General features: G+C 36.6%; 18 protein-coding genes. 2 read left to right on the forward strand and 16 right to left on the reverse strand.

Going from position 1 to position 17,297, the window contains the following annotated elements; translation table 11 throughout:
* Positions 1-88: 88 nt before the first annotated feature.
* Complete coding sequence (locus tag ACIR131C_RS0111005) at positions 89-1,813, reverse strand: ABC transporter ATP-binding protein (protein ID WP_028090234.1); 1,725 nt, start codon at positions 1,811-1,813, stop codon at positions 89-91.
* Positions 1,814-1,949: 136 nt separating this feature from the next.
* On the reverse strand, positions 1,950-2,555 hold the full coding sequence (locus ACIR131C_RS0111010) for a DedA family protein (RefSeq protein WP_028090235.1): 606 nt from the start codon (positions 2,553-2,555) through the stop codon (positions 1,950-1,952).
* Between the two features lie 146 nt (positions 2,556-2,701).
* On the opposite strand from ACIR131C_RS0111010, the gene ACIR131C_RS0111015 reads away from it, so the two are divergent.
* A complete protein-coding gene (locus tag ACIR131C_RS0111015; protein WP_028090236.1) occupies positions 2,702-3,484 on the forward strand; it encodes an ABC transporter permease in 783 nt (260 codons plus the stop codon).
* 54 nt (positions 3,485-3,538) lie between these two features.
* Here ACIR131C_RS0111015 and ACIR131C_RS0111020 read toward each other — a convergent pair whose 3' ends face one another.
* The 3 genes from ACIR131C_RS0111020 to ACIR131C_RS0111030 all read right to left on the reverse strand — a co-directional run bounded on the left by ACIR131C_RS0111020 (position 3,539) and on the right by ACIR131C_RS0111030 (position 6,864).
* A complete protein-coding gene (locus ACIR131C_RS0111020; protein WP_028090237.1) occupies positions 3,539-4,300 on the reverse strand; it encodes a Uma2 family endonuclease in 762 nt (253 codons plus the stop codon).
* Between the two features lie 142 nt (positions 4,301-4,442).
* A complete protein-coding gene (locus ACIR131C_RS0111025; protein WP_231387487.1) occupies positions 4,443-5,198 on the reverse strand; it encodes a Uma2 family endonuclease in 756 nt (251 codons plus the stop codon).
* A gap of 358 nt (positions 5,199-5,556) precedes the next feature.
* Positions 5,557-6,864 carry an aminopeptidase P N-terminal domain-containing protein gene (locus ACIR131C_RS0111030; protein ID WP_028090238.1) on the reverse strand — a complete coding sequence of 436 codons (1,308 nt, stop codon included), beginning with the start codon at positions 6,862-6,864 and terminating at the stop codon, positions 5,557-5,559.
* A 464-nt stretch (positions 6,865-7,328) separates the two neighbouring features.
* Here ACIR131C_RS0111030 and ACIR131C_RS0111035 point away from each other — a divergent pair, with 464 nt between their 5' ends.
* Complete coding sequence (locus ACIR131C_RS0111035; protein WP_028090239.1) at positions 7,329-8,552, forward strand: FG-GAP repeat domain-containing protein; 1,224 nt, start codon at positions 7,329-7,331, stop codon at positions 8,550-8,552.
* 227 nt (positions 8,553-8,779) lie between these two features.
* On the opposite strand, the gene ACIR131C_RS0111040 is transcribed toward ACIR131C_RS0111035, so the two are convergent.
* The 11 genes from ACIR131C_RS0111040 to ACIR131C_RS0111090 form a co-directional block, all read right to left on the reverse strand.
* The gene (locus ACIR131C_RS0111040) at positions 8,780-9,547 is read right to left on the reverse strand and encodes an MBL fold metallo-hydrolase (RefSeq protein WP_028090240.1); all 768 of its coding nucleotides are present in this window, start codon (positions 9,545-9,547) and stop codon (positions 8,780-8,782) included.
* A gap of 12 nt (positions 9,548-9,559) precedes the next feature.
* Positions 9,560-10,147 carry an anthranilate synthase component II gene (locus ACIR131C_RS0111045; protein WP_028090241.1) on the reverse strand — a complete coding sequence of 196 codons (588 nt, stop codon included), beginning with the start codon at positions 10,145-10,147 and terminating at the stop codon, positions 9,560-9,562.
* Between the two features lie 74 nt (positions 10,148-10,221).
* Positions 10,222-10,677 (reverse strand): diacylglycerol kinase family protein, encoded by a 456-nt coding sequence (locus ACIR131C_RS0111050; RefSeq protein ID WP_028090242.1) that lies wholly within the window; start codon positions 10,675-10,677, stop codon positions 10,222-10,224.
* A 140-nt stretch (positions 10,678-10,817) separates the two neighbouring features.
* Positions 10,818-11,318, reverse strand: a complete 501-nt coding sequence (ybeY, locus tag ACIR131C_RS0111055; RefSeq protein WP_028090243.1) for an rRNA maturation RNase YbeY — start codon at positions 11,316-11,318, stop codon at positions 10,818-10,820.
* Between the two features lie 12 nt (positions 11,319-11,330).
* Positions 11,331-11,486 (reverse strand): DUF3285 domain-containing protein, encoded by a 156-nt coding sequence (locus ACIR131C_RS24530; protein WP_071604953.1) that lies wholly within the window; start codon positions 11,484-11,486, stop codon positions 11,331-11,333.
* Between the two features lie 397 nt (positions 11,487-11,883).
* A protein-coding gene (prfB, locus tag ACIR131C_RS0111065; RefSeq protein WP_155963084.1) for a peptide chain release factor 2 occupies positions 11,884-12,997 on the reverse strand; the annotation gives its coding sequence in 2 pieces (ribosomal slippage) (positions 11,884-12,924 and positions 12,926-12,997; 1,113 coding nt in all).
* Positions 12,998-13,104: 107 nt separating this feature from the next.
* Positions 13,105-15,168 carry a serine/threonine-protein kinase gene (locus ACIR131C_RS22525; RefSeq protein ID WP_035371868.1) on the reverse strand — a complete coding sequence of 688 codons (2,064 nt, stop codon included), beginning with the start codon at positions 15,166-15,168 and terminating at the stop codon, positions 13,105-13,107.
* Positions 15,169-15,233: 65 nt separating this feature from the next.
* Positions 15,234-15,902 carry an N-acetylmannosamine-6-phosphate 2-epimerase gene (locus ACIR131C_RS0111075; RefSeq protein WP_035371870.1) on the reverse strand — a complete coding sequence of 223 codons (669 nt, stop codon included), beginning with the start codon at positions 15,900-15,902 and terminating at the stop codon, positions 15,234-15,236.
* Between the two features lie 35 nt (positions 15,903-15,937).
* Entirely contained in the window at positions 15,938-16,363 is a 426-nt protein-coding gene (locus ACIR131C_RS0111080) for a PIN domain-containing protein (RefSeq protein WP_028090246.1), read from the reverse strand.
* The gene (locus ACIR131C_RS0111085; protein ID WP_028090247.1) at positions 16,360-16,635 is read right to left on the reverse strand and encodes a hypothetical protein; all 276 of its coding nucleotides are present in this window, start codon (positions 16,633-16,635) and stop codon (positions 16,360-16,362) included. The genes ACIR131C_RS0111080 and ACIR131C_RS0111085 overlap by 4 nt, the downstream gene beginning before the upstream one ends.
* A 324-nt stretch (positions 16,636-16,959) precedes the next feature.
* Positions 16,960-17,154: a hypothetical protein gene (locus ACIR131C_RS0111090; RefSeq protein WP_028090248.1), complete on the reverse strand. Its 195-nt coding sequence runs from the start codon at positions 17,152-17,154 to the stop codon at positions 16,960-16,962.
* Positions 17,155-17,297: the final 143 nt, after the last annotated feature.

Genomic DNA, 17,297 nt, shown 5'->3' on the forward strand with positions numbered 1-17,297 from the left:
GTTACATAGAATTGCAGCTAGATTTGAATATTAAAAGTATTATTGATAATGTATAATGTATACTTATCATTTCATGCAGTGAGTAACTTTAGGAAAACTGTTGAGCATAATACCGCGCATATTTCCCTGCTAATTCTAACAATTGCTGATGATTTCCTGATTCGACAATTTGTCCTTTTTCTAAAACTAAAATGCGATCGCATTTTCTGACGGTTGACAATCTATGGGCAATAATTAATACAGTGCGGTTTTTCATCAATCTCTCTAAAGCTTCTTGTACCAAAGCTTCTGACTCGGAATCTAAGGCAGACGTAGCTTCGTCAAGTATCAAAATCTGCGGGTTAAGCAGGACTGCGCGAGCAATAGCTATTCTTTGTCTTTGTCCCCCTGATAAATTCACACCTCGCTCTCCCACCCAAGTATGATAACCTGCCGGTAATTGCTGAATAAATTGATGAGCATTGGCGATTTTTGCGGCTTTTTCAACAGCTTGAATATCAAAATCATTCTGTCCAAAGGCGATATTTTGGGCAATAGTTCCTGAAAACATAATTGTTTCTTGGGGAACGATGCCAATTTGTTTTCTTAAACTATTTAAAGTCACATTTCGGATATTGATATCATCTATAAAAATCTCTCCAAATTCCGCATCATAAAATCGAGGTAACAGGTTCACAAAAGTAGTTTTACCAGCACCAGAAGCACCAACTAAAGCAACAGCCTGACCGGGCATTATTAATAGGCTAATTTTTTTTAAAACCGTTTCTCCCGATTGATAGGCAAAAGTAATATTGCAATATTCGACTTTACCATTAACAGCAGGTAAATTAATAGCATCAGGTTTTTCTAATACCGTTGGTTGAATTGCTAATAACTCAAAAATTCTATCAACTGATGCCTCACCTTGTTTAAATTCATTATAATTATTAGTAGTATGTCCAATGGGGTCAATTAACAAAGCTGCTGCTGTTAAATAACTAAAAAATTCACCGACGGTTAAATTACGTTGAGATATTTGCCAAGTTCCTACCATTAATAAAGATAAGGCACTGACAGCTTCTAAAAACCCGACAATAGGAATTTGAATAGCTTTTAATCTTTCTACGGAATATTTAGCTTTAAAACTGCGTTCTGCTTCAAAACTAAACCTATCAATTTCGTATTTTTCCGCTGCGAAAGCTTGAATTAAGCGAATTCCGCTAAAAACTTCCGTTAAAATAGCAGATAAATCAGAGATACGACTTTGACTTTTGAGAGAATATTTCCGTAAACGTTCCCCAAACCAACCAATTAAAATTCCCATGATTGGGGCAACAATTACCGTTGCTAAAGTCAGTTGCCAGTTTAAATAAATCATGTAAATGGGAATAGCAATTAACTGTAAAGCACAGGGAGTAAAATCATGGAAAAGCTTATTAATCACTTCTCCAACCCGGTCAATATCCTCCGTGAGACGATAAGATAAATCTCCAGCTTTAGCAGTTTCAAAAAAGCTGAGATTGAGTTTTTGTAAATGGGTATAAACCTGTTGTCGGAGATCAAAAGCTACTCTTAAAGCAGCCCTGGCCATGTATAAGTCTTGCACGGACTGAAAAAAGCCTCTGACCAGAAAAATAGCAGTGCTGATTGCGGCTAATTGAGCGATCGCTAATACATTACCATTGCCAAAGGGAACTGCCAACTTCCCTGCGACATTAATTAGGGTTAATGTTGCCAGTACATAGCCTAAAATGCCCACAAAACCCTTAATAATAGTTGGCCATTGGGTGCGGATATAGGGTAGAAGTTGCCAATAATGAGAACGAGTTTTCAACTTATAACATCCATAATATTTGCCTTAGTTACATTACCAGTTTTTGGTGATCTTTGGCAATCAAAAATAATCAATTGACATCATTGAATAAAAATTGGAGTATCTCAATAGATTTTGAATTGTGAATTGTGAATTTTTAAGGTTTATTAGCTCTATTTTCCTTAATTATATGAATAATTGAAGGTAATAAAGAAACAACCACAATTAAGCCAATTATTGGTAACAGATATTTATCTAATTGTTCCGCTGGTAAAGATTTTCCTAAGAAGAAACCTAATAAGGTAATACCAAAAGTCCATACAAAACCACCGAATAAATTGTAAGACATAAAAGACCGATAGTGCATAGCTCCAATTCCTGCGACAATTGGGGCAAAAGTCCTGATAATTGGCACAAATCTTGCTAAAACAATCGTTTTCTTACCATGCTTTTCGTAAAAATCTTGGGTTTTGACAACGTGCTTTTTATGGAATAACCAAGAATCTTCTTGATCAAATAATTTTCTGCCAAATTTATGTCCAGTAAAATACCCGACATTATCACCCAATACAGCACAAACAAACGCACCGAAAATCAGTACCCAAATATTCAACAAGTTTTGAGAGGCGACAAATCCTGCTGTAAATAATAAACTATCACCAGGCAGAAAAAAACCAATCAATAAACCAGATTCAGCAAAAATAATTCCCCATACTCCAAAGTAACCAAGTGATTTAACTAATTCTGGTAAATCAAAGTGCATAAAATCCCACTTGTTTAAGACATTTTACTCAACATTTTAACGGTTATAAATTTATAGAAATAAAAAGTAATATTAAATTTAGATAAATTTATTTTATGTTTAATTTATATTTACATATTTAACGGATATTGGGGTCAAGGCGAAAAATGCAAAGATATTTAAAAGTGCTGAGATTATTTTGGACTGCGGCGATCGCTGCGGAAATGGAATATCGTATTAATTTTATCATTGCTGCTCTTAGTAGTTTAGGTAATTTAGTCGGTAGTATCTTTGGTTTGTTCCTATTTTACCGCACAGGTTACACTTTTACAGGTTGGTCATGGGAAGCAGCTTTAGTAGTTTTAGGAGTTTTCACCTTATTACAAGGCTTTAGTGCTACCTTTCTCTCTCCCAATTTAAATTACATTGTGCGCCATGTCCAGGAAGGGACTTTAGACTTTGTATTATTAAAACCTGTTCGCAGTCAGTTTTGGTTATCTTGTCACACCTTTTCCCTCTGGGGAATACCAGATTTAATCTTTGGGTTACTGATAATTGGCTACGCTGGTACTAAACTTGGCTTAGGCATTGACAGATATCTATTGACCCTCTGGCCATTATTTTGCGGTTTAGTTATTCTTTACAGTTTGTGGTTTATACTAGGAGCAACCAGCATTTGGTTTGTTAAAATATACAATATTACAGAAGTATTAAAAGGCTTCTTAGAAGCGGGAAGATATCCAATTACTGGCTATCCTGCGGTTTATCGCTTTTTCTTTACCTTTGTATTACCAGTATCTTTTTTAACTACTATTCCCGCCCAATCCATGTTAGGAGAAATTGAATTTACCTCGTTGCTAGGTGCAGGATTATTAGCTTTTGTATTATTTTTCATTTCTACTCAGTTTTGGCGATTTGCTCTCCGTTTTTATACTAGTGCTTCTAGTTAGTTATCAGAGGAGTTAAATGTAGACAGAAGCTACATTTAACCCAGACAAAAGAGATTACAAAATATCTGGATTTTCGCCCAAATCTCGTAATCTAGCAGCTAACCTAGCCGCTTTTGCTTCAGCTTCCTGCTCTCGTAATTGAGCGGCTTGGGCTTGTAATTGAGCAGCTTGGGCTTGTAATTGAGCAGCCTCCTCTGGTAACAAAACGAGATTACCAGCAACATCATAAAACCGCGCCCAAATTGCAGTTTCCCTGTCTATAGTTCCTTCCCAAGTTCCCAACCATAAACCTAAACGTCTACACCATAGCCAACCATTTTCATTTGGTGTCAAGGGTTGATACTGTTGTTCATGATCTAAATGCCATCCTTCTAAAGAATTGGCATCAAATGGGTCATAGACAAAGTAATCTGAAGTATGGAAAGTCTGTTCGTACAAGTCTTTTTTAATTCCCTTATCTATTACTGCTGTAGACCGTGACATTAACTCCACAATTACATCAGGATAGCGACCATTTTCTTCCCAAACTACCCAACCTTGTCGAGGATTTCTACCATCAACATTCAGAACCACAAAGAAATCTGGACCGCGAAAATCACGATTGCGAATTTGGCTACTGCTGTAGTATATAAACATATTGCCCCCAGTAAAATAATCATTGCGGTCAGACCAAAGCTGCTGCAACGAACGAATGAGGACATTCATAGCAATACGGTGACGATTTGATTCCAAGACTTCACCATCATCAAATATTAAATCTGTTGGTGGGTTATGGGCTTCCCAGTCCACAACGGCTAGATTGTTGTCGGTAGTCATGTAATTATTACCTTTTTCACCAAGCCCTAAACTCCTATGATAATCTGAATCAATATCAAAAGCGATACAAATTAGCACAGCAGTGGATTAATTCAGGGTGTGCTATCAAGATATGAAACCTGCTGTAACTGATAGAACAACATCACAATATATCTGGATTTTCACCCAATTCTCTTAATCTCGCAGCTAATTTCGCCGCTTTGTCCTTAGCATTTTCCGCTTGGATTTTAAACTTCTCCGCTTCTACTCTTACTTTTTCTACTTGTGCTTTCTCCGCCTCCTCTGGTAACAAAACTAAGTTGCCAGTAATATCATAAAAGCGTAACCAAGTCGCAGTTTCCCTCTGTATAGTTCCTTCCCACGTTCCTATCCACAAACCCAAATGTCTACACCACAGCCAATCATTTTCATTAGGTGTTAAAGAGCGATATTCTTGGTGATGATCTAAGTGTAATCCCTGTAAAGAACTAGAGTCAAAGGGGTTGTAAACAAAGTAGTCTGAGGTGCAAAAAACCCGATCATTAAGGTACTTTTTAATACCTATATTTACCTCTGCCGTCGCTGGTGATATTAATTCTACAATCATATCAACATAGCGACCATTTTCTTCCCAAACCGCCCAACTTTCTTGAATATTACTACTATCAACATTGAGAACAGCAAAAAAGTCAGAACCGCGAAAATGACGATTCTTGACCTGGCTACTGCTGTAATAAATGAACATATTACCCTCGGTAGAATAATCATTGCGGTTAGACCAAAGTTGCTGTAAAGAACCCATGAGGACATTCATAGCAATTCGGTGACGATTTGATCTCAATGGTTTACTATCATCAAGTATTAAATCTGTATGTTGCTTATGGTGTTTCCAGTTGACAATGGCTAGATTGGTACTCATATTAATTATCACCTTTTTCATCAAGCCTGAAACTTCTGTGATCATCTGTTTCGCACTTTTTTAGGGTACTTTTCTATCACGGTAATTATTGACGATTGATAAACAACAGAATACCCCATACCCTAAGAGTCCAATAAGACATTAATGTGCTATTTTCCGAGTTTACCAATGATCTATCATCTCCTCCTGTGAAATTAACTAAAATACATTATCACCTTCCCCCCCTTGACAGAAAAGGGGTTACTTATCAGTTTCTTGTATCTTAAACCACAAAAAACCTAGCAACCTCCTCCTGAATACTACTATCTTACTGAGTTTTCATGCAATTATTTAGTCCAAAAAAATTACAAATTATTGTTTATTTTTCTAAATCCTTAATTTCCTTGGGAACTCCCGCAGTTAATACCTCATTTCCCTCAGAAGTAACTAATACATCATCTTCAATTCTAATCCCAATTCCTAGCCAACGCGGGTCAATTTCCGGTTGGTCTTCTGCTGGTTTAGTGTCAGGGACTATATACAGTCCCGGTTCTATTGTCAGCACTTGGCCAGGTTGTAAAATTTGCGGGTTTTCTCCATGTTGATAAATTCCCACATCATGCACATCTAAACCTAACCAATGACTGGTACGGTGCATATAAAATGGTTTATATTTTTCCTCCTCTATTAATTTATCAATTTCCCCTTTGAGTAAACCCAGTTCCACTAATCCCTCTGTTAATATCCGCACCGCTGCATTATGAGGTGCATAGAAAGAATTACCTGGCTTTACTTCTGCTATCGCTTGTTTTTGTGCTGCTAATACAACTTCATACAATGCTTTTTGTTCTGGTGTGAATTTACCACTAACGGGAAATGTGCGGGTAATATCTGAATTGTAATAACCATAAGCGCAACCAGCATCAATCAATAGCAAGTCCTGTTCTTGCAGTTGACTGTTATTTTCAATGTAATGTAGTACGCAAGCATTCTTACCAGCAGCAACAATGGAAGGATAAGCAGGTCCCATTCCTCCCCGTAAACGGAAAAGATGTTCTATTTCGGCTTGAATTTCATATTCATAACGTCCCGGTTTACTGCTTTGTAAAGCATAATTATGAGCTTCTACCGCAATTTCTACAGCTTGACGCATTAGGTCTAATTCTGTTGTGCTTTTATAAAGTCTCATATTGTGCAGGAGAATACTAGGATCTGCGATCGCAATTGGTCCTGTACCTCGTTTAGGGTAAGTTCGTAGTAAACTTTGGTAATGTTGGATGATTTTATCATTAAAATTGCGATCGCGTCCCAAATGATAATAAATGCGGTCTGCTTTTTCTAAATATTGCGGTAACTTCTCATCTAACTCTGCAATGGGGTAAGCTATATCTGCACCATAAAATTCTTTTGCTCCCTCTACTCCACAACGATAACCAGTCCAAACTTCCTTGTCTGGATCTTTCGGTTGCACAAATAATATAAAGCGATGCTCTGGATGATGAGGTGCTAATACCGCTACTGCTTGCGCTTCATTGAACCCAGTTAAGTAAAAGAAATCACTATCTTGACGATAAATATACTCAACATCGTTGTGCATGACCGCTGTGGGCGCACTTGTGAAAATCGCTGTACTACTGCCTATTTTCGCCATTAAATCCTGACGACGTTGCTGATATTCTGTTTGCATAGCTGATTTATTAATAGTGTTGTTTTTAGCTTTAACAATTAAAGACTACTGAGAATGTTGTCGAGAAAATTGCTAATTCTACTTATAATAGCTAATTTTCTCTTGATTTGTGTTCACCAATCTTTTTTTTGGATGAACCACAGAGGACACAGAGGTGGAGTTTTATGCTTACCAAGACGCAAAGGAATAAAAGCAATAAAAGCAATACATATATGATTCGGGATCTCGATGTCAAGAAAACAGGATTTTATTTTTAAATCATGACTTTAATAAATAAAATATAAAATATTTTTTGATTGTTTAGATATTACTTTTGATTTGGAAAATTTCCTATTTATAAACATGATGTAAATGTCTATAAATACTGACATTTAATAAAAATAATTAACCAGATGTTTACTGTTTACAGAATCTTTATCAAAAGCAAATTAAAAATGGATATTAATTACTCATAAAAACACATCATGCCTGAACAATTATCTTTAAATACAAGCCGTTGGGCAAAAGAATCCCTGCAAAAATCAGATGCTTTGACAAACCCTCTTGATAGTTTGCTTCCTCCTAGTTCTGCACCTCAATCACCATTAGATCCATCATTATTACCAGCAAATCCACAATTACCATTAGGAAGTCCTAACCCCAATCCTAATCCTTATTTAACCAGTGCAGCCATTGTTCCTGATTTTAATGCTGACGGTAAAACAGATAAACTTTGGGTTAACGTCCAAACTGGTGAAATTTTAGTTCGCTTAATGAATGGAACACAAGTTTTAGAACAGGGTTCTTTGGGTAAATATGACTTAACAGCTTATGACTACAAACTTGCTGATTTTAATGGTGATAATAAGACCGATTTCTTGTTACGCAATAAGACAACTGGTGAAAATACAATTGTGCAAATGGATGGTACAAGAGTCGCTAATTACTTAACTTTAGATCGAGTTGATCCAGGTTGGACTGCTAATATTGGCGATTTCAATGGCGATCGCAAAACTGATATTTTCTGGAATAATGCAACTACTGGTGAAAATGCTATTTGGCAAATGAATGGTACAACAGTAATTAGTGCTAATGTCCTAGAAACTACAGGTCCAGGATTGACTGCAACCATTGTTGATTTTGATGGTAATGGTAAGAGTGACATATTCTGGCGTAATACCACCACTGGTGAAAATAGTGTTTGGTTTATGGATGGTAGCCAAACTACCAAGTATGATCTCCAGGCTCAAGATGCTTCCTGGACTTCTACCCTTGGTGATTTTAATGGTGACTTCAAAACTGATATTTTGTGGCGCAACTCCCAAACAGGGGAAAATAAGATTTGGACGATGAATGGCGTTTTTGTAACTGAAGGTACTGTCAGCACCTTGAGTACAGATTGGACTGCAAAAATTGGTGATTTCAATGGTGATGGCAAAACCGATATCTTCTGGCATAATGCCTCTACTGGTGCAAATACTGCTTGGTTGATGGATGGTACAAGCATCAGTTCTGAAGCTTTCTTACCTAGCAATACCCCTGGTTTGACAGCATCTCTAGGTGATTTTAATGGTGATGGTAAGACTGATATTTACTGGCGTGATCAACAAACATCCGCTGATAAAATCTGGACTATAGATGGAACTTTAGCTACTGAAACTCCTGTTGCTGATGTAGATAAGCTGACACCAGAATGGTATACAGGTTGATTTAGTCAGTAGTTATTGGTCAAGACATATTGTCAGTATGACTAGGACTTTCTAAATTCAGAATCAGCGATCACTTTCTAGAATATTATGGAAAGCGATCGCTTTTTTGCTTGAGAAGATATTGACAAAGAATTTTAAATATGTTATTATATCCCCTATAAATGAAAACTATTTTCTTTAAAACATCCCCAACTCCTTCAAAAAGTCGAGTATAAAAATCCGTGGTGTCAAAATTTATAACTCAAAACCTGGATTTCCGTATTTTTTGGTAAACTCTTGGCATTAATTACTATAGAGTCACTATTACCTCGGCGGATATTAACACCCTGCATCAAAGTCAGAAAATCATCTACTGGGGTAATGTCACACTGGTTTGTATCAGCAGCTTGAGTGCGGTAATGGGTGGGAATAACCAACTTAGGATTTAAGACGGTAATGGCTGCTTTTGCTTCTTGAGCATTGTAAGCTTTAGCACTACCACCTACAGGAATAAATAATACATCAGGACGACCCATGAGGATTTTTTGTTCTAGGGTCAGGGGTGCAGCAGAACCCCCTAAATGCAGTAAATTAAGTCCTGCTATGGTGAATTTCCAAGCCAGATTTTTCCCGAATCGTTTTCCATTGTGACGATCATGATCTGTGGTAATTCCCTGAAAATTAACACCCCTAAATTCGTAAACCCCCGGTTGATAAACTAATTTGGGATTTACCGGTAGTCCTGCTACATAACCTTCATCTAATAATTGACTACTAATTAATACCAAATCTGCCGCAACTTTTGGGGGACGATACTTAGCTGTACAACCCAAGGTGCGAAAGGGATTAATCAGAATTTTGACATTTCCAGTGGTGAATAAAAAGCAAGTATGACCCAACCACTGAATTGATACACCGCTAGACTGGGCATTTACTGAAACAGGCAAACCTAAATTAGTAATTACAGCCGTCATTAGACCTGCCCCAGTATAGCCTATCAACTCTCGTCTTTTCATCTGTTTTTCGCTTTACAAGGTTCGCAGAAAATTTCTGAGTAATTCCTTACCCAAAGAAGTTAAAACACTTTCTGGATGAAATTGGACTCCTTGAATGTGTGGATAGTTCCGGTGTCTAACACCCATAATTGTACCATCTTCTACCCAAGCAGTAATTTCCAATACTTCTGGACAAGTTTCCCGCTCAATTACCAAACTATGATACCTGGTAGCGGTCAAGGGATTTTCTAAACCTTGAAAAATTCCTATCCCCTTGTGTGATACCTGGGAGGTTTTTCCGTGCATTAATTCTGGTGCAGAAACTATTTTACCACCGAATACCTGACCAATACTTTGATGTCCTAAACACACCCCTAAAATCGGTAATTTTTCGCCAAATTGAGCGATCGCATCTAAGGAAATTCCCGCATCTTCTGGACGACCAGGACCAGGGGAAATGACTATTGCGTCTGGGTTTAAGGTTCTAATTTCCTCTACAGTCATCTTATCATTTCGTACGATTTGGATATCATTAGCTACAGGGAAATCTGCTGCTAGTTCTCCCAAATACTGAACTAAATTATACGTAAAGCTGTCGTAATTATCAATGACTAATATCACGATTTTTGCCTAATTTCATCTTAAAATATTCGAGACGTTTCCTAGAAACGTCTCTATTTTTCACAATTCACTATCTAGAAATTGGATAGGATTAAAGTTGCTAAAGGAGGCAATAATAGTGTACTTGCGACTAACACTGCTACTAAAGCGGAAACAAGTACAGCCCCAGCCGCACAGTCTTTAGCAATTTTTGCCAATTCATGGTAGGATTGTTTCACCGTTAAGTCTACAATAGACTCAATGGCAGTATTCATTAACTCTAAAGTCAAAACTAACCCACTGGTAACAGCAATTATAGCTATTTCCACTGCTTCTAGACGTAAGAATACACTCAAACTAATAGCCAAAGCGCAGACGGCTAAATGAATGCGAAAATTACGTTGAGTCTGAAAACCATAGATAATTCCAGCCCAAGCATACTTAAAACTAACAAATAAATTAGAGGCAATTTGCCAGGAAAGTTCCCTCTCTTTAGACACAAGCGGTGGTAAGCTTTTACTTGTTGGTGATGACGAAAGTTTTGAAGGCATAGATAAAAAAATATGATATGTGACAGAGTGAGAATCTACCGATTTCCATAGCCGGATCAACTTTGAAGCAATTGTAGGCCATTTTAAATAGCGACACTATGAAGTAATCACTAAGATTCCCAATTTTAAATATACATATACTACACCTCTAAGTTAATAATCATACCTATCTTCTCAAGTAAGATAACTTGTTGCTGTAACATTTCCATCAAACTTTTTTCATCAGGATGATCCCATCCTAACAAATGCAATAAACCATGAACCGTTAACCAAGCTAATTCTGTAGATAAGCTATGTTCCTGCTGTTGTGCTTGTCGCTGTGCTGTATCTACAGAAACAATAATATCACCTAAATACAAGGGCATAGATATGAGCATTTCCTCGCTTTGTGGTAAATTTGCTTCTAGAGATGCAAAAGCTAAAACATCAGTAGGTTTATCCTGTTCACGGTATTGGGAATTGAGGGTTTGAATTTCCGTATCAGTTGTCAACCGCAAACTAACCTCATAACTAGGTGCAGTTGGTAAATAATCATTAAGAATTTCTAACCACTCCTGAAACCAATTTTCCCAAGTTTCGGGAGGAATTAGGGAAAAGTCGTCAACACAATTCTCTAAATATAATTCCACTGGTAAAGGCACAATTTTTCCCCCTTAGCGGGTCAGATACGCTAAACCAACGAGGACAGATAATAGTCCTACAGCAGTTAACGCAAAGTGTTTCAAGGAAGTACCGCCTTTTCTGACCATGTTCCGCATGGCTAGTTTAACATAGCTGGGTTGGGGTTCTGTATTAGGGGACTTGTCCATAGTTAACTTCTCCAAAAATTTCCTTTATTACTTTAACAGGTTGCGGGAAAATAGGACTCAGGAGTGCAGACTATTAACCTAAATTAAGCTATTACACGGCTAAATTATGCAATCCTAATATGGCTAGATGTTGTGGTGCGGGCATCCTGCCCGCTATAATTATACAAATTAAAGGCAGTACAGCTTATTAACCTAAATTAAGCTATTACACAGCCAAATTATACAATCCTCATATATAGCAATCCTCAACAAAACGTAAATACCTCTTTTTTTCTCTCTACCTCTGTGTCCTCTGTGGTTCGTTCCCAAAAATCCGTTTACAACCCACCGAGAATTGCTATCTTTAATCGATGGATATCCTGATTCTGATAGTGTACCTAAGTGTCCCCTGCTTTCCCTAAGCTTCTACTATCTGATTTTCTTGTCTTAAATAGGCTTGGATAAACATATCAATCTCACCATTCATAATGTCGGTAATGGCTGTTGTTTCTACGTTTGTACGCAGGTCTTTAACCATCTGATAAGGATGAAATACATAGTTACGGATTTGATTACCCCAGGAGGCTTCTACCATATCACCGCGAATTTCCGCTATTTCTTGGGCGCGTTGTTCTTTGGCTATAATTAGTAGTTTAGCTTTAAGACGAGCTAGGGCTTTTTCTTTATTTTGCAGTTGTGACCGTTCTTCTGTACAACGGACTGCTATCCCTGTGGGAATGTGAACTATGCGGACTGCGGTTTCTACTTTGTTGACGTTTTGTCCACCTTTACCACCAGAACGGGTGGTGGTAATTTCTAAATCTTTTTCGGGAATGTCTAATTTGACGGTATTATCTATTTGTGGCATCACTTCAACTCCCGCAAAACTGGTTTGTCGTTTACCGTTAGCATTAAAGGGAGAAATTCGTACTAAGCGATGAGTACCCATTTCAGAACGCAAATAACCATAGGCGTAGCGTCCGGTTATTTCTAGGGTAGCAGATTTAATACCCGCTTCGTCACCTTCTGATTCTTCTGCTAAAGTAACTTTATAACCATGATCTTCTCCCCAACGGGTATACATCCGCATTAACATAAATGCCCAGTCTTGCGCGTCTGTACCACCAGCACCAGCGTTAATTGTTAAGACTGCACCTTTATCGTCGTAGGGTCCAGAAAGTAGTTGTTGTAATTCCCATTGATCTAAATCATGATTGAGTTTGTTAATGGTAGACTCCGCTTCTTGTAATAGCGCTGTGTCCGTTTCTAGTTCCAATAGTTCAACAACTACCCTAGTATCGTCTAAATGGGAATGCCACCGGTAATATTGCTCTAAATGGGATTTTAGATCATTGAGTTCTTGTAGGGTGTTTTGGGCTTGGGTTTGGTCTTCCCAAAATTCTGTTTGGGCAGAAATTTGTTCTAAATCGTGAATTTTGGCTTGGAGTGCGGGTACGTCAAAGATAGTCCTGGGTTTTACCCAGGCGGCTAGACAATGTTTCGATTTCGCGTTTTAGTTCTAATACGTCCATAATTTTGGCTACTGGCAGGGATGTGATATTTTTCTCAGTTAATTGGATAATTGGTATTTTATATTTTACTGGATTTTGGTAAGAAAAAAGAATGGTTTACAATCTGATCATAGATTTTGGGTTGGGGTATTCTGGGCTTTTATGCGGGCTTCTATAGCTTGTTGGTAATCTGGTTTATATTCTATAGCTTTATCGTAGGATGAGATCGCCTGTTTATATTGTTGCATATTTAATAGCGCATTACCGCGACTATACCAACTTTCATAATGATTGGGTTTATAACGGATAGCTTTATTATAGGATGCGATCGCTTCTGGATATTTTTGCAAACTATATTGTGTATTTCCCAGATTATACCACAGTAAATAATCATTTCCCTTTAAAGAAATAGCTTTTTTATAAGATTCTATGGCTTCTGGATAACGTTTAACTTGATGTAATGCCCAACCCCGATTATACCATGCTTGATACCGTCGAGGATTGGATTGAATCACTTGGTTAAAAGAATCAATAGCCTCTGGATATCTACGTAATGTCATCAATATATTACTTCTTGATAACAAAGCGGGAAAGTTACCATGATTGTATTGTAGCACCTGATCATAAGCTTGCAGAGCAAATTCATAACGATTTAAATTCACCGAACAATTACCTAAATTATACCAAGCTAATTCATGATCTGGTTTTAATTCTATGGTTTTTTTATAAGCTGTAATTGCTTCCTCATACTGTTTAAGATTTTGTAATGCCAATCCTCTTTTGTACCATAATTCAGAATTATCAGGTTGTAAATTAATTGCTTGTTCATAAGCCTTAACTGCATTATTATAGTTATTAATTTTTATAAAAACATCCCCTTTAGCTTGCCAAACTTGAGGAGCATCATTTTTGAGTTCTAAAGCTTTATCAAAAGTGGCAAGTGCTTCCGCATAACGTTTGAGATTTACTAAAACCAACCCGCGATTATTCCAAGCTTCTAAATAATCAGGTTGAAGTTGAATAGCTTGATCATAGACCATTAAAGCTTGTTCATATTTCTTTAATTGAAATAATGCTTGACCTTGACCATACCAAGCTTGAGGATAATCAGGTTTAATATCTCCGGCTTTTTCATAAATTGTTAAAGCCTCTTGATAGCGTTGTAATTGCAGCAGAGTATTCGCCTGATGATATAATTCTATAGCATTTTTATTATTAATGCGATTAATTATAAATATTCCACCGACAGCACCAATAACTAACACAAATATCCCCAAAGGTAATTTCCAGAATATCCCTTTTTTAACTGGGGAATTTTTAACTTGATTTGGTAAAGTTGCGGGAGAAAAAACTATTGTTTCCGATGTATTTTTATGCAAATTTTGTAAAGCTTGTAATGCTATTGTCGCAGAGGCATAACGTTGTCGAAAATCATAACATACCATTTGATTTAAAAATTGAGCAAATTCTGGGGATACCGTGGCGGAATTTTGCCAAATAATTTCATTAGTTTCGGGATCTTTTTCTAATTGTTCAGGGGATAATCCTGTTAAAGCTTGAATAGCAATAATTCCCAAAGCATAGATATCACTACTAAATTTGGGTGTTCCTTGTGCCTGTTCTCCAGGGATATAACCAGGTGTGCCAATAGCGACAGTAGATTTAGTAGTATCCAGGGAATTTACTAATTTAGTCGTAATTTGTTTAACTGCACCAAAATCAATTAAAATTAGTTTACCATCTTGTTGTCGTCTCAGAATATTCCGAGGGTTAACATCACGATGAATTACTTTTTGTTGATGTACAAAATCCAAAATTTCTAAAATTTCTTGTACTAGGGAAATTACCTGATTTTCAGTAAAAATTGTACCTGATCTTAATTCTTGACTAAGGTTATTACCTACAATAAGTTCCTGCACCAGATAAAATTCGGCATTTTCTTCAAAGTAAGCTAAAAGTTGCGGAATGCGGTCATGAGTCCCTAATTTATATAAAACTTGGGCTTCTGTGTCAAACAACCTTCTGGCTATTTCCAAAGTAGCAATATCACTAGACTGAGGTTTAAGTTTCTTAACTACACACTGCGGTAAACCGGGTAAATGAGTATCATTAGCAACATAAGTTTCGCCAAATCCCCCACCTCCCAGGTAATTGGTAATTTGGTATCTGCCCACAAGGGTGTTTCCTAGCATTTTATGAGCCTATTTGAATAATATGTTATATTATGACTATTTTGCCACAGAAAAATGAGAAGATTTTAATTTTCCAATGCCAAATTATAAGCTTTAACTAACAAATCAATGCCAGTAATTGCTCCACCCACAACAACAGCATTAGCGCCTAAATCTAAGGCTTTTTTGGCCATTTGTGGTGAAGAAATACCACCCTCACAAATCACAAAAGTGTCAAGATTTTCTACTATTTTAGTCAGTAATTCCCAACCAGGAGGAGAAAAGTCTTGAGTTTTCCCAGTGTAACCAAAAAGAGTAGTTCCGACAATATCCGCACCCGCATTAACAGCTAATTGTGCTGCTTGATATGTATCTACATCTGCCATAACCGGCTTATTTAATTGATCATGAATCAAATTAATAATATTTGCTAACTTTTCATCACCGGGACGATATCTAGTAGTAGCATCTATAGCTATGATATCCGCACCTGCTGCCGCTACGGCCACAGCGTGATGAAATTGTGGTGTAATATATACATCAGAACCAGTTATTACTTGTTTCCAAAGTCCGATAATGGGAACTTGGACTTTTTTCCGCACCGCTTGGATATGAATAGGTGTGTCAATTCTCACTCCTACAGCCCCATTATTTACTGCTGCTTGTGCCATTGCAGAAATTACATAAGGATCATGTAATGGTGAGTTTATGGGTGCTTGACAGGAAACGATTAATCCTTTTGGTAAGTTAGTCATGTTTGATATTGTCTAAAAGTTGTAATAAAATACTGTCAGTCATGCTTTATTTCTTGAATAATGCTTAGTAATTCAGTTGGACTATAAATAAGCAAACTAGCAGTTTTAAAATCCTTGCTATTTCGAGTTACAAAACCATCAACACCCGCATAAATGCCTGAATGATATAAAACAGCATCCTCAAAATCAGAAAAATCTGAATTTATCGCTGCTTTCAATATCAGATCATTAACCTCTGCAATCGCAAATAAATTAAGCAATTGATTAATAGAAACCTTGGCTGACTGCTTTCCTATTGATTTAGTTAACAAATAATCAATCGTAGTTATCGTTGTCGCACAAAGATAACCTTGAATAATTTGCTGCTCAACAGCATTAAATAAATTAATAGAGAAGCTAACGAAAGGCTCACGCTCTAGCAAAATATCAAGAACAATATTGGTATCAAATACAATTTTCAAAGATACTTCTCCTCTAAATGTTTTTTATAGTCTGCTACATCAACATGATAACCTTTCAAAACACCAACTAGAGATCGCGTAATTGGCAAAATTTCATCATTGCTAGTTTGGTGTAACAATTCTCTCTGTTCAATTAATAAATCATGGGTGGCTCGTCTGCTTTGCTCTTCTAATAACATTTTTTCCACAGCTTTCTGTACTAATAGCTGCATATCAGGCATTTCCAAAAGTTGTTTTCCCAATTCATCAGGTAACTCAATTTTAACTTGCATAAAATCCTCCATTAAAACGGCGGTTTAATTCTTAATTCTTCACAGAATAATGCAATTATAGCATCTGTGACCTGACAATGAATTTATTTATTGCCTCATTTAATGCTAACGTAAAAAGCCCAATTTGTAAACTCGAAATTTTCGTTAATTCTTTAATTTTACTGGCACAATCTCAACTATCTAAATGTTGTATGGTTGAAAATTTATATTTAACGTAGGTTACTAGTTAGGTAAACTGTCAGAATCAGGATGTACAGGATGAAAACAGGGATTTTATCACTAATTACCTATTATCAGCTTTAACTAAATAACTAGCAATTTCAGTTATTTAATGGTAATTTGTCCGTTCATTAGCATGGGAAGTAACCAATCTCTTAATTGGGTTTGTTTAAAAATATCTGTAAAAATATTATTTTCTGAATTATAAACCGCATTTTTTAGCGATAAGTATTCATAACTTAATCGCTGTAAATGTAGAATTGATGGCAGTTTTACCCTAGAATTTTCGTTAAAAGTCATAAGATAACAAGGTTTTCAGACTGATATGGAAATACCGTGATAATTATTCCAGACTATGGTATAATTACCATAGATAAATCACTTAGTAAAGTGCGATTCTAATAATTTTATCTAATTTCCATGGATGACAGTATAGCTCGTCT

Origin of the sequence: Dolichospermum circinale AWQC131C (genome assembly GCF_000426905.1) — a bacterium.
Classification (GTDB): Bacteria; Cyanobacteriota; Cyanobacteriia; order Cyanobacteriales; family Nostocaceae; genus Dolichospermum; species Dolichospermum circinale.

Bases quoted from the DNA above. Each gene is read 5' to 3' on its own strand.
- ACIR131C_RS0111050 (WP_028090242.1), bottom strand. From the start codon at position 10,677: ATGCCTTCAAAACTTTCGTCATCACCAACAAGTAAAAGCTTACCACCG.
- ACIR131C_RS0111075 (WP_035371870.1), bottom strand. From the start codon at position 15,902: ATGACTAACTTACCAAAAGGATTAATCGTTTCCTGTCAAGCACCCATA.
- ACIR131C_RS0111030 (WP_028090238.1), bottom strand. From the start codon at position 6,864: ATGCAAACAGAATATCAGCAACGTCGTCAGGATTTAATGGCGAAAATA.
- ACIR131C_RS0111035 (WP_028090239.1), top strand. From the start codon at position 7,329: ATGCCTGAACAATTATCTTTAAATACAAGCCGTTGGGCAAAAGAATCC.
- ACIR131C_RS0111020 (WP_028090237.1), bottom strand. From the start codon at position 4,300: ATGACTACCGACAACAATCTAGCCGTTGTGGACTGGGAAGCCCATAAC.
- ACIR131C_RS0111010 (WP_028090235.1), bottom strand. From the start codon at position 2,555: ATGCACTTTGATTTACCAGAATTAGTTAAATCACTTGGTTACTTTGGA.
- ACIR131C_RS22525 (WP_035371868.1), bottom strand. From the start codon at position 15,168: ATGCTAGGAAACACCCTTGTGGGCAGATACCAAATTACCAATTACCTG.
- ACIR131C_RS0111025 (WP_231387487.1), bottom strand. From the start codon at position 5,198: ATGAGTACCAATCTAGCCATTGTCAACTGGAAACACCATAAGCAACAT.
- ACIR131C_RS0111085 (WP_028090247.1), bottom strand. From the start codon at position 16,635: ATGCAAGTTAAAATTGAGTTACCTGATGAATTGGGAAAACAACTTTTG.
- ACIR131C_RS0111090 (WP_028090248.1), bottom strand. From the start codon at position 17,154: ATGACTTTTAACGAAAATTCTAGGGTAAAACTGCCATCAATTCTACAT.
- ACIR131C_RS0111015 (WP_028090236.1), top strand. From the start codon at position 2,702: ATGCAAAGATATTTAAAAGTGCTGAGATTATTTTGGACTGCGGCGATC.
- ACIR131C_RS24530 (WP_071604953.1), bottom strand. From the start codon at position 11,486: ATGGACAAGTCCCCTAATACAGAACCCCAACCCAGCTATGTTAAACTA.
- ACIR131C_RS0111040 (WP_028090240.1), bottom strand. From the start codon at position 9,547: ATGAAAAGACGAGAGTTGATAGGCTATACTGGGGCAGGTCTAATGACG.